General features: G+C 66.5%; 10 protein-coding genes and 2 pseudogenes. 5 read left to right on the forward strand and 7 right to left on the reverse strand.

Annotation, left to right across the window (positions count from 1 at the left end; translation table 11 throughout):
* A partial coding sequence (cysD, locus tag A5652_RS21410) for a sulfate adenylyltransferase subunit CysD (RefSeq protein ID WP_067356360.1) occupies positions 1-664 on the reverse strand: 664 nt, incomplete at its 3' end.
* A 197-nt stretch (positions 665-861) separates the two neighbouring features.
* Here cysD and A5652_RS21415 point away from each other — a divergent pair.
* Positions 862-1,299, forward strand: coding sequence for a PaaI family thioesterase (locus tag A5652_RS21415; protein ID WP_067356397.1), 438 nt, complete (start codon positions 862-864; stop codon positions 1,297-1,299).
* A gap of 3 nt (positions 1,300-1,302) precedes the next feature.
* On the opposite strand, the gene A5652_RS21420 is transcribed toward A5652_RS21415, so the two are convergent.
* Complete coding sequence (locus A5652_RS21420; RefSeq protein ID WP_067356363.1) at positions 1,303-1,794, reverse strand: carbonic anhydrase; 492 nt, start codon at positions 1,792-1,794, stop codon at positions 1,303-1,305.
* 212 nt (positions 1,795-2,006) lie between these two features.
* On the opposite strand from A5652_RS21420, the gene A5652_RS21425 reads away from it, so the two are divergent.
* From A5652_RS21425 to A5652_RS28745, 3 genes and pseudogenes are all read left to right on the forward strand, one after another.
* A complete protein-coding gene (locus tag A5652_RS21425) occupies positions 2,007-2,984 on the forward strand; it encodes an ABC transporter permease (protein ID WP_067356366.1) in 978 nt (325 codons plus the stop codon).
* On the forward strand, positions 2,981-3,907 hold the full coding sequence (locus tag A5652_RS21430) for an ABC transporter permease (RefSeq protein WP_067356370.1): 927 nt from the start codon (positions 2,981-2,983) through the stop codon (positions 3,905-3,907). The genes A5652_RS21425 and A5652_RS21430 overlap by 4 nt, the downstream gene beginning before the upstream one ends.
* Positions 3,904-7,426: pseudogene (locus tag A5652_RS28745) on the forward strand (dipeptide ABC transporter ATP-binding protein). Before A5652_RS21430 ends, A5652_RS28745 begins: the two are co-directional and overlap by 4 nt.
* On the opposite strand, the pseudogene A5652_RS21445 reads toward A5652_RS28745, so the two are convergent.
* The 3 genes and pseudogenes from A5652_RS21445 to A5652_RS21455 all read right to left on the reverse strand — a co-directional run.
* Positions 7,427-8,656: pseudogene (locus tag A5652_RS21445) on the reverse strand (alpha/beta hydrolase); the annotation flags it as partial.
* A gap of 99 nt (positions 8,657-8,755) precedes the next feature.
* A complete protein-coding gene (locus tag A5652_RS21450) occupies positions 8,756-11,374 on the reverse strand; it encodes an AAA family ATPase (RefSeq protein ID WP_067356381.1) in 2,619 nt (872 codons plus the stop codon).
* Positions 11,371-12,519, reverse strand: coding sequence for an exonuclease SbcCD subunit D (locus A5652_RS21455; RefSeq protein WP_067356385.1), 1,149 nt, complete (start codon positions 12,517-12,519; stop codon positions 11,371-11,373). The genes A5652_RS21450 and A5652_RS21455 overlap by 4 nt, the downstream gene beginning before the upstream one ends.
* Before the next feature lie 1,098 nt (positions 12,520-13,617).
* On the opposite strand from A5652_RS21455, the gene A5652_RS21460 reads away from it, so the two are divergent.
* Entirely contained in the window at positions 13,618-14,121 is a 504-nt protein-coding gene (locus A5652_RS21460; protein ID WP_067356388.1) for a histidine phosphatase family protein, read from the forward strand.
* 12 nt (positions 14,122-14,133) lie between these two features.
* On the opposite strand, the gene A5652_RS21465 is transcribed toward A5652_RS21460, so the two are convergent.
* Both A5652_RS21465 and A5652_RS21470 read right to left on the reverse strand, forming a co-directional pair.
* Positions 14,134-14,697 (reverse strand): DUF3558 domain-containing protein, encoded by a 564-nt coding sequence (locus A5652_RS21465; RefSeq protein WP_156745471.1) that lies wholly within the window; start codon positions 14,695-14,697, stop codon positions 14,134-14,136.
* The gene (locus tag A5652_RS21470; protein WP_067356394.1) at positions 14,697-15,254 is read right to left on the reverse strand and encodes a DUF3558 domain-containing protein; all 558 of its coding nucleotides are present in this window, start codon (positions 15,252-15,254) and stop codon (positions 14,697-14,699) included. The genes A5652_RS21465 and A5652_RS21470 overlap by 1 nt, the downstream gene beginning before the upstream one ends.
* Between the last annotated feature and the right edge of the window lie 3 nt (positions 15,255-15,257).

The following is a 15,257-nucleotide window of genomic DNA, read 5'->3' on the forward strand; positions in this document are numbered from 1 at the left end:
TGCGCCGGTGCGCATAATAGATCGCGGGCAGTGCGATGTTCTCCGCGCCGATGTAGGACCAGATGTCGAATTCGGTCAGTGGGATCCGAAGGCCCAGCGCCCCGAGCTGTGGAACCTGTACAACGGCCGCCATCACAAGGGCGAGCACATCCGGGTCTTCCCGCTGTCCAACTGGACCGAATTCGTCACGGAAGCTGAACACGCGTTCCTTGGCGCGAGCCTTCTCTTCGTCGCGGCGCGCTCCCCCGAACGCGGCGTCGAACTTGTTCTCCCCGATTGCCCGCAGCAGTGTCACGGTCTGAATCGAGTTACGTCCCTGGCGCGGCTCGACGACGCGTCCGGCGTCGATGTCCTCCTGGACCGAGGCGATCACCAGGCGCACGCCGTGCTCGGCCACCAACTCGTCGCGGGTCGCGATCACCTCGTCGAAGTTGTGCCCGGTGTCGACGTGCATCACCGGGAAGGGCAGCCGGCCGGGACGGAACGCCCGCAGCGCCAGGTGCAGCATGACGATCGAATCCTTGCCGCCGGAGAACAGCAGCACCGGCCGCTCGAACTCCGCGGCCACCTCACGGATGATGTGAATCGCCTCTGCCTCCAGCGAGCGCAGATGACTCAATTCGTACTGGCCGGCGGCGGGGGCCACCTTCAGATCACCGGTCATGGCTTCCTTCGAAAAAACCTGGCAGAACTGACCAGATTAAGTAGCTTAGCAAGCTATAAGACCAGCTCGGCCCGGCGCTGTCAACCTCAGGCCCGCGGCCAGCGACCGGCGTGGCGCGCACGCCAGAAACTGGACACATCGCGCCACGAGTCGCGGCCGCCCTTCTACCGCAGATGGGCGTGCGAAAACATGGACGGATGTCTGCCTCCCCCGAATCTGTCCCGTCCGCGTCGAGCGGTCGCGACGTCATCGCGCAGTTCCTCCCCGAATCCCCGTTCGTCGTCAAGCTGGGCATCCTCGCCGACCGCCTGGATGAGGAAGAAGTGCGGCTGCGGCTGCCCTGGGACCCTTCCAACGTGACCATCGGCGACATGGTCCACGGCGGTGCCATCGCCACGCTCGCCGATCTCACCGTCATGGCGGCGGCGTGGTGCGGCGCGCAGGCACCGCCCGCACTGCGGGGCGTGACGGTGTCGATCACTTTGGACTTCATGGCACCGGCGCGGGCCACCGACCTGATCGGCGTGGGTCGGGTGCTGCGGCGCGGCCGGTCCCTGGTCAATTGCGAGGCCGAGATCGTCGACCCACAGGGCACGCTGGTCGCCAAAGCGCTGGCAACCTACAAGGTGGGTTGAGTCCTAGAGCGTGACCTCGTTGAGCTTGCCGGTGGCCACGTCGAAGACGAATCCGCGTGCGGAGACGTGCTTGGTGACGAAGGGGCTGCCCTCGATGCGGCGCAGCGATTGCCGGACGTCCTCGGCGAGGTCGCCGAAAGCCTCTGCCGCCCAAGGCGGTTTGACCCCGGTCTCCTCCTGGATGCTGCGCTTGAAGTCGTCGTCGGTGAAGGTGAGCATGCCGCAATCGGTGTGGTGAATCAGGATGATCTCCCGCGTCCCCAACAAGCGCTGGCTGATGGCCAGCGAGCGGACGACGTCGTCGGTGACGACCCCACCGGCGTTGCGGATGACGTGGGCCTCTCCCTCGTTGAGCCCGAGGATGCGATAGACGTCGAGCCGGGCATCCATGCATGCGACGACCGCGACATGTTTGCCCGGCGGCATCGGCAGCGGACCCTCGAAGGTGCTCGCATAATCGGCGTTGTTGGCCAGGTATTCATCGGTAACCGTCACGCAAGCCTCCTCGAGGTGTGTCGCGGCCCGGGCCGTGCGGCGCTTGCTGCGTGGCCCGCACCGCGGTGGATCCTAACAACCGATCACACGCGATTCACGCATGAGAATCAACCGGATCCGAAGGCGAAATCAACGCGCAAGGCTCCGCAGGACGACGCTGCGCCGCCGGCTCGATAGCCTGTCCCAATGCGACGTGGGGTGTGCGGAGCGGCATGACTCGGTTCCTGGCACGCCGGTTGCTCAACTACCTTGTGCTGCTGGCGCTGGCATCGTTTCTGACGTTTTGCCTGACGTCGGTGGCCTTCAGGCCACTGGACAGCCTGTTGCAGCGCAATCCGCGCCCGCCGCAGGCCGTGATCAACGCCAAGGCCCACACGCTGGGTCTGGATGAGCCCATTCCGATCCGCTATGCGCACTGGGCGTCGCACGCAGTGCGCGGGGACTTCGGCAAGACCGTCACCGGCCAGCCCGTCGGAACGACGCTGTGGCGTCGCATCGGGGTCACCCTGCGTCTGCTGGTCATCGGTTCGCTGGTGGGCACCGTGCTGGGCATAGCGGCCGGGGCGTGGGGCGCCATCCGCCAGTATCGACTCAGCGATCGCGTGGTCACCATGGTGGCGCTGCTGGTTCTCAGCACGCCGACATTCGTGATCGCCAGTCTGCTGATCCTTGGCGCGCTGCGGGTGAACTGGGCCGTCGGCATCCACATCTTCGACTACACCGGAGAGACCTCACCGGGGGTGAGCGGTGGGACCGGCGCACACCTGCTCGACCGGCTACGGCATTTGGTCTTGCCGTCACTGACCCTGGCGCTGGCCGCCGCGGCGGGATACAGCCGTTACCAGCGCAACGCGATGCTCGACGTCCTCGGCCAGGATTTCATTCGCACGGCGCGCGCCAAGGGGCTAACGCGCCGGCGGGCGATGGTCAAGCACGGGCTGCGCACCGCGCTGATCCCGCTGGCCACCCTGTTCGCCTATGGCGTGGCCGGCCTGGTCACCGGAGCGGTGTTCGTGGAGAAGATCTTCGGCTGGCACGGCATGGGCGAATGGCTGGTGCAGGGCATCGCGACTCAGGACACCAACATCATCGCTGCGATCACCTTGTTCTCCGGCGCGGTGGTGCTGCTGGCCGGCCTGCTGTCGGACGTGTTTTACGCGGCCCTCGATCCACGGGTGCGGGTGTCATGACTTCGCAGGCGAACGTCGATGCCGCCCACGGGTTTTCGGGTCACGAAGTCGCAGGCTTCACCTCACGCCGCACCCTGGTGCTTCGGAGGTTTGCCCGCAACAGGTTCGCTGTGGCATCGCTGACGATCTTGGTATTGCTGTTCGTCGGCTGCTACACCCTGCCCGCGGTGCTGCCCTATTCCTACGAAGACCTCGATTTCACCGCCTTACTGCAGCCGCCGAGCTCGCGCCACTGGCTGGGCACCAACGCGTTGGGTCAAGACCTGCTGGCGCAAATCCTGCGCGGGATGCAGAAGTCGATGCTGATCGGTGTCTGCGTGGCTGTCATCTCCACCGGCATCGCGGCCACCGTCGGGTCGGTCGCAGGCTACTTCGGTGGCTGGCGCGATCGCGCGCTGATGTGGGTGGTCGACCTGCTGCTGGTGGTGCCCAGCTTCATCCTCATCGCCATCGTGACGCCCCGGATCAAGAACTCGGCCAATGTCTTGATGCTGGTCCTGTTGCTCGCCGGGTTCGGGTGGATGGTCAGCTCGCGCATGGTGCGCGGCATGACCATGAGTCTGCGGGAGCGCGAATTCATCCGGGCCGCAAGATATATGGGGGTCTCCAGCCGTCGCATCATCGTCGGTCACGTGGTGCCCAACGTGGCATCCATCTTGATCATCGACGCCGCTCTCAACGTCGCCTCGGCCATCCTGGCCGAAACCGGCCTGAGCTTCCTCGGTTTCGGCATCCAGCCGCCGGACGTGTCGCTGGGAACTTTGATCGCCAACGGCACCCAATCGGCGACCACCTTTCCCTGGGTGTTTCTGTTTCCCGCGGGCGTGCTGGTGCTGATCCTGGTGTGCGCGAACCTCACCGGCGACGGCCTGCGGGATGCGCTCGATCCGGGCAGCGCGGTGCTGGGCGGTGGTGGCCGATGAGCGCGCTGCTCGAGGTGACCGACCTGGCGGTCACCTTCCCGACGGGTGATGCGCCGGTGGCCGCGGTGCGCGGTGTCAGCTACAGCATCGGACCCGGCGAAGTCGTGGCGATGGTCGGCGAATCCGGTTCGGGGAAGTCCGTTTCGGCGATGGCGGCCATCGGTCTGTTGCCCGAGTACGCGCAGGTCCGCGGCTCGGTGCGGTTGCACGACACCGAGTTGCTGGGCCTTGGCGACGACGCGATGTCGCGGCTCCGCGGCAAGACGGTCGGCATGGTATTCCAGGATCCGATGTCGGCACTGACACCCGTCTACACCGTCGGTGACCAGATCGCCGAGGCGATCGAGATCCACCAGCCGCGGGTGGGCAAGAAGGCCGCGCGCCGGCGAGCGGTGGAATTGCTCGAGCTGGTCGGGATAGCCCAGCCGCAGCGACGCGCCCGCGCGTTTCCGCATGAGCTATCCGGCGGCGAACGACAACGGGTGGTCATCGCGATCGCGATCGCCAACGACCCCGACCTGTTGATCTGCGACGAACCCACCACCGCGCTGGATGTCACGGTGCAGGCGCAGATCCTCGAGGTGCTCAAAACGGCGCGCGACATCACCGGTGCCGGGGTGCTCATCATCACGCACGACCTCGGCGTGGTCGCCGAGTTCGCCGACCGCGCCCTGGTGATGTATGCCGGGCGGGTCGTCGAATCCGCCGACGTGCTAACGCTTTACCGGGATCGCCGAATGCCCTACACCGTCGGGCTGCTGGGCTCGGTCCCGCGGCTCGACGCCGCCCAAGGCACCCGGTTGGTGCCGATCCCCGGAGCGCCGCCGTCGCTGGCGGCCCTGGACCCGGGGTGCCCCTTCGCTCCGCGTTGCCCGCTGGTCATCGACGAATGCCGGGTCAAGGAGCCGAAATTGCTTTCCGTGGGCACCGATCACCGGGCGGCGTGCATCCGCACCGATGAGGTCGACGGGCGAAGTGCCGCCGACATCTACGGGGTGAGGACCGAAGCCCCCCACGCCGAATCCGCCGACACATCGGTCGTCGTGCGGGTGCGTGACCTGGCCAAGACCTACCGGCTGACCAAGGGGGTGTTCCGGCGCAGCGCCGGTGAGGTTCGCGCCGTCGACGGCGTCAGTTTCGAATTGCGGCAGGGCCGCACCCTGGGCATCGTCGGCGAATCCGGTTCGGGCAAGTCGACCACCCTGCACGAGATCTTGGAACTCACCGGACCCCAATCGGGTTCGATCGAAGTGCTGGGCACCGATGTCACCGCGCTGACCGCCGCGAGCAGGCGAGCGCTGCGGCGCGACATTCAGGTCGTGTTCCAGGACCCGGTCGCCTCGCTCGACCCGCGGCTACCGGTATTCGAACTGCTCGCGGAGCCCCTGCGGGCCAACGGATTCGACAAGGGTCGCGCCGATTCGCGAGTCGCCGAGCTGCTCGACATCGTGGGACTGCGTCGCGCCGACGCAGTCCGTTACCCCGCCGAATTCTCCGGCGGGCAAAAGCAGCGCATTGGTATCGCCCGCGCGCTGGCATTGCAACCGAAGATCCTGGCGCTGGACGAACCGGTCTCCGCGCTCGATGTGTCCATCCAGGCCGGGATCATCAACCTGCTGCTCGACCTGCAAGAGCGATTGGACCTATCCTATCTATTTGTCTCTCACGACCTTTCGGTGGTCAAGCACCTAGCGCACGAGGTCGTCGTGATGTATGCCGGCGCCATCGTCGAGCAGGGTGACAGCCGCCAGGTCTTCGCCGATCCGCAACATGAATACACCAGGCGGCTGCTGAACGCGGTGCCGCAACCGGATCCGGGCAGACGTGTCTAGACGGGTTGTCAAGCCGGGCCGGACTACCCGGGTCGCCGCGATGCTTCTCGCGATCGCCCTTGCGCTCGCGGGCTGCTCGCCGGCCGTCAACCTGATCCCCGAAACCGGTCACAACGCGCAGATCGGCTCCACAAGCGACATCAACCCGCACGACCCGGCCACCCTGCAAGAGGGCGGCAACCTGCGGCTCGCGCTGACGGACTTTCCGCCGAACTTCAACATCTTGCACATCGACGGCAATTCGGCCGACGTCTCCGCGATGATGAAGGCCACCCTGCCGCGGGCTTTCATCATCGGGCCGGACGGCTCGACGACGGTCGACACCGACTACTTCACCAGCATCGAGCTCACCGGCACTGCGCCGCAGGTGGTTACGTACACAATCAACCCCCGGGCCGTGTGGTCCGACGGCACGCCGATCACCTGGGAGGACATTGCCAGCCAAATCCACGCCCTGAGTGGGGCCGACAAGACCTTCGAGATCGCCGGACCCAGCGGCGCCGACCGCGTCGCGTCGGTGACCCGTGGTGTGGACGACCGGCAGGCCATCATGACCTTTGCCAAGCCTTACGCCGAATGGCGAGGCATGTTCGCCGGCAACGGAATGCTGCTGCCCAAGAGCATGACGGCCACCCCGGAGGCGTTCAACAAGGGCCAGCTCGAGGGGCCCGGTCCGTCGGCCGGACCGTTCGTCGTCTCGTCGCTGGATCGGACCACCCAGCGGATCGTGTTGAGCCGCAACCCGAAATGGTGGGGCACGCGGCCTCGCCTGGACAGCGTCACCTATCTGGTGCTCGACGACGCCGCGCGGCTCCCCGCGTTACAGAACAACACGATCGATGCCACCGGGGTCGGCACGATCGACCAACTGACCATCGCGCAGCGCACCAAGGGGATCTCGATCCGGCGCGCGCCCGCTCCGGCCTGGTCTCACTTCACGTTCAACGGCGCCCCGGGCTCGATCCTGGCCGACAAGGCGCTGCGCGTCGCGGTAGCCAAGGGGATCGATCGGCAGACCATCGCCAAGGTCGTCCAGTACGGCCTCACCAGCGATCCGGTTGCGTTGGGCAACCACATCTATGTGGCCGGGCAGCAGGGCTATCAGGACAACAGCTCGGTCTTGCCCTACGACCCGGCGGCGGCCAGCCGAGAGCTCGACGCGTTGGGCTGGAAGCGCACCGGACAGTTCAGGGAAAAGGACGGCCGGCGGCTGGTCATCCGCGATTTGTTCTACGACGCCCAGGGCAGCCGGCAGTTCGCCCAGATCGCCCAGCACAGTCTCGGCCAGATCGGCGTCAAACTCGAGCTCGTTTCGCGCTCGGGCAGCGGCTTCTTCACCAACTACATCAACGTCGGAGACTTTGATATGGCCCGATTCGGTTGGCTCGGAGACGCTTTCCCACTCTCGGCGCTGACTCAGATCTACAAGTCCGACGGGGAAAGCAATTTTGGGAAGATCGGCAGTGACCAGATCGACGCCGCCATCGAAGACACGTTGGAAGAGCTCGACCCGGCCAGGGCACGAGCGTTGGCCAACAATCTCGACAAGCTAATCTGGGCGGAGGGATTCAGCCTTCCGCTGACCCAGTCACCCGGTGATGTCGCGGTCCGCAGCTCCCTCGCCAATTTCGGCGCGGCCGGTCTCGCCGACGTCGACTACACCGCCATCGGTTTCACGCGGAATTGACCGCCGCCGCAGCCGGTTCGGAATCGGCAGGGCGCCCTCGGCGATGGCCGCCGCTCCGAGCGCCTTCCACAGCAGCCGCACCTCAGGACGCGGCGGGAGCGCGTCCAACGCCGATGCTTGTGCCGCAAGGCCTTTCAGGTCGCCGCGCCGAACCGCATCGGCACTGGCAAGCGCCACGGGCTCACGGAAGTCCAGCGCGCTGTGCGCCATGCTCGGCAAGCGCAGGAGCACCGCATGGGGCAGCAGCGACGCGATACGTTGGGCGACGGCCGGGGGGGTGATCAGATCACGGCCCCCGGAGACCACCGCGGTGGGCCAGTCGAATTTCGGCATCTCTGCCGGCAGGTCGTACGGCTCGTCCTCGAAAGTAACTCGGTGCGTGCGTGTTCTACTCTCGGCGACCGCGGGATCGAGCGGCAGGCCGTCGGGTTCTGCAGCGTAGTCCAGTTCGCGGAACGCGATGCGGCTCACCAAGTCTTCTTCGTAGCGGAACGGCAGGTTGCTCAGGTGGGTGAACCGGGATAGCGCCCACCACAGCAACTTTCGCCCGTCGAGCAGCAGGTCGAGTTGACGCTCGAGCAGGTCGGTTCCGCCGTAGCCGTAGATTGTCGCGACGACCTGGGTCGCCGTCGCATCCATGACGCCGGCGTCGACGAGTTTGCGCATCTTCGGTGCCACCGAAGCGGTCTCGGGGCTGTCGCCCTTCAACAGCAGCCGGCGGATCGCGCGGCGCACGATGACGATGTCGTGCCGGGACAACAGGGGTGAATCGAGCACCATGCCGCGAACCCGGTCCGGATGACGCACCCCGACGCCGGCCGCGATGTAGGTGCCGTACGAGGCCCCGTAGACCACGGCCGACTCGGCTTGGGCATCGTCGAGCACGGCGGTCACATCGTCGACCACCTGGTTCACGGTCATCGATTGCGGCGGCAGATCGGCGCCCGAATCGTCGTGGCGCGACATCCCGACCCCGCGATGCTCGATCATGATGACGTCGAGACCGGCCGCGGCGGCCCGCCGTCGCAGCCCTTTGTACATCTGCACCGAGGCGACTCCCGGCCCGCCGGGGATGATGACCAGTGGATGGGCGGACTTGCGGCCCGCGCGAACGTAGTACAGATCGAACTCTTCGGCGCTGTGCGGTGAGATGGGCCGGCGCACGGGCCGTACGCCCGGCAGTTCCGCCAGCTTCTCCTGTATCCGGCTGCGCTTCGCGTTCATCGTCATCAGTGCGGGTCCACCATGAGCCCATTCTGCAGGCAAAGCGACAGCGCCCGGCACTGAATCGCTCTGACCAGCGGTACCGGCCGCGGGCGGCCGCCAGGGCTAAGCGCTGAGCACGATGCGGTGTGCGCCCTTGACACCGTCGTAGCGATCAGGGCTACAGGTGAGCACGATTACCTGTCCGTGGGCTCCCACGGTGTCGAACAACTCCCCCATCTTGATCAATCGGTCCGGGTCGGTGAAGCCGAGCGCGTCGTCGACCACCACCGGGACGGCGTCCTCCTTGGCGACCAGGGCCGCGCCGGCCAGCCGCGCCAAGATGCCGAGTTGCTCCTTCGCGCCGCCCGATAAGGATTCGTATGGCACCGTGATGCCGTTCAGGGTGCGGCTGCGGATGCACAAGTCGCTGTCGATGTCGACCTCGAAGCTCGGGCCGAACACCGGGCGGCCGAGCCTCTGCAGTTCCGCGCGGTAGGGCTCAACGTACCGCTGCCGGGTGGTGTCACGGTGGCGCGTCATGACCGAGCGCAGCAGCTGCGCCGCCCGCGCGCGGCCGCCCACCTGGCTGTGTTCGGTGGCGGCGTGCTGGCGTTCTGTTTCGGCTGCGTCGAGCTTGCCTTGGCGCCCCTCACTGCCGAACACCGAGAGTTCGATGGTGACCTCACGCAACGCACGGGCGGCTTCTTCGTAGCGCTCGCCGACCGAGTCGGCCTCTTTTTTGGCATCGGCCAATTCAATGGCGACCGCATCGGGCGCGGCCGCGGGACGCGCACCGGCGAGTTCGGTGGCTCGTTGTTGCGCGGCCTGCGCAGCGTCCAGCGCCGTAGCGGAAGAGGCCGCGAGTTCGTCGTCACCGGCCGACGCGCGCTCGGCCGCCAGCCGCTCGGCAGCGGCGTCCAGCTCCGCGCGCTGAGTATCCAATGTGTTCTGTAGAACCGTTGCCCGCGTTGACAACTCAGCCAGACCGTTCGCGGCTGCGGTGGCGGCCTGGCGGTGGGCCTCGCATTCGCTCGATGCGCCCGCCTGGGCCTGCAGGATCGCGGCGAGTTCGGCGCGGGCGGCGCCGATGTCCGTGGGAACGAGTTCGGTCCCGGCGAGGTCGTCACGCAGCTGCACCAGCCGCGACCGCAGCGCGTCAACCTGTTCGTCACCGCACAGGCCGGCCAGCGTCGCGGTGAGCTGATCACGGGTGCTCTGCAGCTCGCGGCGACGCTGATCGGCGGAGCGCGCCGCGGCGAGGTCGGTCACTTCACCGGCCGCCAGCGCCGCCGCCAACTCCTCGTGTGTCGCGGCATGTTTGGCGTGGATATCCAGTGTGGTAGCGCCCGGAGTGACCCTGGCGGTCAGGACGCCCGGAACCTCCACCGCGGTAGGTCCGGCGGCGGTGATCGACCAGCTTTGCCCCGCAGGCAGCGAGATCTGCTGGCCACCGACGACCAGTTGAATGTCCGCGGCAGCGCTGAATTCGATGGCCGCCGAGGTGAGCGCCAGTTGGTCACCGACGCGATCGACGGCGGCCGCGGCGTGCTCGATTCGTCGCAGCACCACCTCGGTGACGGCGATGGTGCTGAGTTCGGCGCCGATCCGCTCGCGATCCCGCTCGATGGCGTCGATCTTGGCTAACCGGGCGGTCAACCGGTCGGCCTCTTCGCGGTTGGCGAGTTGGTCGACCGTGCACCGCGCAGATTCGGTCCGGCGTTGCAGCTCGGCAAGGGCCTCGGTGGCCTGTTGCAGAGCGGCGCCGGCCGCTTCGGCCTCGGCACGGGCCGCGGCTTGGGCTTCCGCGGCTTCCGCTGCCTGCGTTTGTATTTCGGCGACTGCGCGGGCTCGGGTGTCGATTTCGGTGAGCAGTTGCCGGCGTGCAGCGTGGGCGCCGTTCGCCGCCGCGGCGGTGGCGGCCGCGGCCTCGGCGACAAGCTCAGCTTCACGCCGCTGCGCCGTCAGCGCCGCGATTTTGTCGGCGGCTTCCTGCGCGGCGGCAACCCGCGGCCCGACCGCGATTCGGCGCTGCGAGAAGTCGGCCACCTGCTCGGTCAACACGGCATGGCGAGCCACCCGGTCGTCGACCTCGGCGACGGCCGCCGCACACTGGGCGACCGCGGCCTCGGCGTCGGCCAGCCGGGTGATTGCGGCGGCCCATTCGCCCGTCGGCCGTCCGGTCGGAGTGAAGTAACGCCCGTACTCGGCGTCGATGCGTTCGATGAGCAAAGGCTCTGTGCCGCAGAGCCCCCCGCTGTCACCGGCGGCCACATCAAGCGCCCGCGAGAGCGCGTCGCACCCGGACAGGTCCACCGCGGCCGTCGAAGCCGACTGCAGCACCCGCTGGGCGTGCCACAGGTCGCTGTCTACTGTCTCGGCCAGCATCGCCCGGACCCGTTCGTGGGCTTCGTCGCCCGTTAATTGTTCGCGACACGGCCGGACAATCGTCAGTTCCGTCTCGCACTTCTTGTGAAAGCGCTTGCGATAGACGAAACGGTAAGGGCCGCAACTGATTTCTGCGGATACCTCGGAGCCCACATCGCTGTGGGTGGGCTTGACCTGCTTGACTTCCCTCTTCGTCGAACGGTCCCGGGCTTCCAGCAGCAGATCCAGGGCTTCGATCATCGACGACTTGCCGATCTCGTTGGCGCCGCAGACCACCACGACGCCGTGGTCGGGAAATTCGATTTCGCGGTGCGAGATGCCGCGGTAGTTGGTCAGGGTCAGCCGGTGCAGCTTCACGCCGCGCCCCGGTCGGTAAGGCGCAGCAATAACGCCAGCGCCGCCTGCGCATCAGCTGCGGTCGCCGAGTCCTCCCGCGCCGTGGTCACCAGCTCCTCGACCGCCGCGGCGGCGAAACCTCCGATACCGAGGTCGCTGAATTCGCCGTCGGCCGGGATCACCGCCAGGTCGGTGCGACGTTCCCACAGGCCTAGCCAGGCGAACAATCGCGCGTATTTGTCCAGGCACGCGTCCAGTGCGGCGCGGTCGGTGACTGTCAGCGAACCGGTCAGCCCCAGGCGTACGACCGTTCGCTCCTTCTCGGTCATCAGGTCGAGGTTCATGTCGAGGTCGGCGATATCGCGGCTGGTGTCGACCTGCCGGTGGATCGTGACGAACCGCCAGCATCCGAGGTGCCGCGGCGTGACGGCGACCGCCCGCTGCGGGTCGGCCTCGTCGATGTCGACGATCAGGACATGGCCGGGATCGGATTCGACATCGTCGAAGTTGGTGACTTCGGGGGAGCCGGAGTACCACACCCGGCCGCTGCCGCCGACCTGGGTCAGTGAGTGCTTGTCCCCCAGCGCCACGTAGTGCACCGCGCCGCGGGTCAGCGCGTCGTCGACCTCGGCCAGCCGGATCAGCGACGGCTTGTCCCGATCGGGATCCAGGACGTCGACACCGCCGTGCGCGACGAGGATCCGGGTGCCGCCACCGGCGGGCAGGCCCTCGAGGACGTCGGCGACCAGGTCGGTGGTCGGCACCTTCGACCGCCACGGCGCGGCGACGATCTCCACTCCGGGACGCACCTGATGCACTCCGCCCCGATCGAGCACCACGACGTTGTCGGGACGCTCGGCGGCGAACAGCGCGCTGGTGTACACCGATGAGGCATCCAGGGGATCATGGTTGCCCGGCAACAGGTACACCGGAATTCCAATGCCGCGCATGGCTTCCAGTGACTGCCCGATCACCTTGGGCGCAAGCTGGTTGTGTTCGAAGACATCGCCGGCCACGACAACGAACTCGGCGCCAACTTCCGCGGCCAGGGCGCCCAGCCCGGCAACCGCGTCGCGGCGGGCCGCCGAATAGCGTGGCTGCGCGTCACCAGCGAGGAAGTGCCTGGTCATGCCCAGCTGCCAGTCGGCTGTATGCAAAAATCGCATGCCCGCTTGACCCCCCTTCGAAGTGCGTGTTACCAGGGCATCGCGAGTTTAGGTCTGCGCACCGACAAGACGCGGGACCTCGGTCGGCAGGTCTTGGTCTGAGAAATCTAGCGACATCGGCCGGCTCCTGATCAACGCGCCGAACCCGGCAACACCGGCTCAAGACACCATTCAGGATCTGCTCGCGACCATGCTTCAAATGAGTTGCGCGAGTAGGAATCTACGTCAAGGCATGTACAAGCCGCTGCGCTCAGCCAAGCTCAGCATCCGCGGCTCCGACTCGAACCACATTGGCAAACAACACTTCCGATACGATCGCGCGAAAACCAACGAGCTTGAGGCCGAGGTGGCTCCGACAAGCTAACTTGGCGGGTTCTGAGGCCTGCCGGGATTCGGAAATGCCGGGTTAGTGTAGGCCGGTGTCTGTGGCTCATCGCCGGGATTCGGGCTCATTACCGGTGGTGGTCCGGACTCAGGCTCAGCTGATGGAGGCGGGGGTGCCCGATGTTCGGGCGGTGGCGGCCTGGGCACCAAATAGTTCTTCCAGGCGCCCGGTGGATTCGGTGCAGGGCCGATAGTGTTATCCGGCCAGCGCCATGAACAGCTACCGGAAGCACCCCCGAAATCGCCTGCAGGAATGGTTAACCCGAAGCCCATGAAACTTCCACCGATGGGGGCATTGCCACCTGGACCACCCAGGTTCCATCCGCCATATTCGCAGTGCCAGTGCGTGCTGTTCTCTTCGACGGGAAAATCACAGTAGTACGTCGTGGCCCCCGCCTCGAAAGTGCTTCCGCCAACACCGGGATAGTCGCACACGCCGGGGCCCGGAAGGTTGCCGCCCGGTCCGGCCCAGGCGACCGGCGAATTGAGGATTGCCCACAGGCCAACCCCCAGTGCCGCAAGTAATCTAATTCCCGTGCGCAACGACTCTTTCACTGTAAACGCCTTCTGGCTTCGGCAACGGTAGCGCGTGCCTCGAGCGGGGACTGCTATTCCAAGTTCTACAACGACCGGGACAAAATCGCAGAGGAATTAGGATTCGTCCCCATTGGGGATGACGACAACTGGCCGCCGCACTGATTAATCTCATTTCTCGTGACTGGCCAGCGCACCTTGCTGTTGATGCGGCATGCGAAGTCCGACTACCCGCTCGATGTCGCCGACCATGATCGGCCGTTGGCGCCGCGCGGCATCCGGCAGGCAGGCCTGGCCGGCGACTGGCTGCGTGCCCACGCACCCACCATCGACCGAGTGCTGTGCTCCACGGCGACGCGCACCCGTGAGACCCTGCTGAACGCCCGCATCGATGCGCCGGTGCGCTACAGCGAGCGCCTCTATGCGACCACGCCGGGCACGCTGATCGACGAGATCAACACCATGGACGACGGCGTCGGCACGCTGCTGGTCATCGGGCACGAGCCGACAATGTCGACCCTGGCGCTGGGCCTCGGCGGCGCCGAGGGCGCGAATACCTCTGCAGGCGAACGCATTTCAGCCAAGTTCCCGACGTCGGCGATCGCGGTGCTCACCGTGCCGTGCGCCTGGAAAGAGCTGGGACTCGGGATGGCGACACTGATCGACTTCGAGGTGCCGCGCTAGGCTCGATCGCAGCTACGAGTTGGTGGCCAGCGTCAGCTCCATCAGCTTGATGGCCTGTCCGCACGCATCGATGCCCGGCGCCTGGGGGTTGATCCACCATCCGACCACCCCGGCCGCGTCGCTGGCCACGCCGCACGCACCGTTCGCATCGTCGGGCCGCATCACGATCGAGTCGATGCCGGCGATCGAACGCGTCTCGATCTTGTACTTCAAGAATTCGGCGACCTTGCGCTCGTTGCTCAAGCTGCCCTGCTCGAACCAGAACCGGGTGATGTCGATCAGGCCGGCCGGATTGGCCGCCTGCCAGCGACAGATCGCACCGACGAACGTGCTCTGAATGTCGAGCGGGTCGGCGCCCACGGTCTTGGCCAGGATGTCGCTGGTCAAGACCTCACATTCCTTGAGCAGGTTCGGATACTGCTGCTGGGAGTTGTTGTTGCGGGGCACGTTGCCCCCCGCCTTGACCGCGTTGCCGCCGATCGAGCGGGAACACCCCGTCAACACCAACAGCGTGGCGATCACCACGATCGCGGCGGCAACCGTGGTCCTGCCGGCCCGGGAACGCGTGGCGGCCATCATTTCGAGTTCGCAATCGATTGACGAGCCAATTCTTTCGCTATGTCGCATGGCGGCGGGAACGGCTTCTGACTGAAACTGATTGACCATTCGATGAAGTCATCCTGGAACTGAATGCCCACCTCGCACAGAGAGTCACCCAGGTTGGGCTCGTTGCCCACCGCGATGAAACCGCCATGCCCGTTGATGTTGATGTCATCGACGCTGGCACGCGAGAGTTCTTCGGTCTTGCGTTCGCGTCCGATGGGGCTACCGCGATACCAGGAGAAGGAGAAGTGCGGCCCGAGGATGCCGCCGCCCGCGAGCCACTGGCATCCGACGGAGTTGCGGGCGGTGTTGATCAGTCCGGTGACCTTGGTGAGCTCCGCTACGGTCTGGTCGCTGATGCCGCCGCATTGCGGGAACATCGCACCATGGCTGCCCTGGCCGTTCTGCGCCGTCGACGACGCCGTCGCACCCGGTTTGTTGCCGCCGGAATCCGAGCAGCCCGCGGCCGCGGGGATCAGGATCGTCAATGCTGACGCCACAAGAGCCAGCGCCCTCGCGTCACGCCGCACCGC

This window comes from Mycobacterium sp. 1165178.9 (assembly GCF_001673555.1).
Classification (GTDB): domain Bacteria; phylum Actinomycetota; class Actinomycetes; order Mycobacteriales; family Mycobacteriaceae; genus Mycobacterium.

Excerpts from the sequence above, each read along its gene's own strand:
- A5652_RS21415 (WP_067356397.1), top strand. The coding sequence starts at position 862 with ATGTCTGCCTCCCCCGAATCTGTCCCGTCCGCGTCGAGCGGTCGCGAC.
- A5652_RS21425 (WP_067356366.1), top strand. The coding sequence starts at position 2,007 with ATGACTCGGTTCCTGGCACGCCGGTTGCTCAACTACCTTGTGCTGCTG.
- A5652_RS21430 (WP_067356370.1), top strand. The coding sequence starts at position 2,981 with ATGACTTCGCAGGCGAACGTCGATGCCGCCCACGGGTTTTCGGGTCAC.
- A5652_RS21455 (WP_067356385.1), bottom strand. The coding sequence starts at position 12,519 with ATGCGATTTTTGCATACAGCCGACTGGCAGCTGGGCATGACCAGGCAC.
- A5652_RS21465 (WP_156745471.1), bottom strand. The coding sequence starts at position 14,697 with ATGGCCGCCACGCGTTCCCGGGCCGGCAGGACCACGGTTGCCGCCGCG.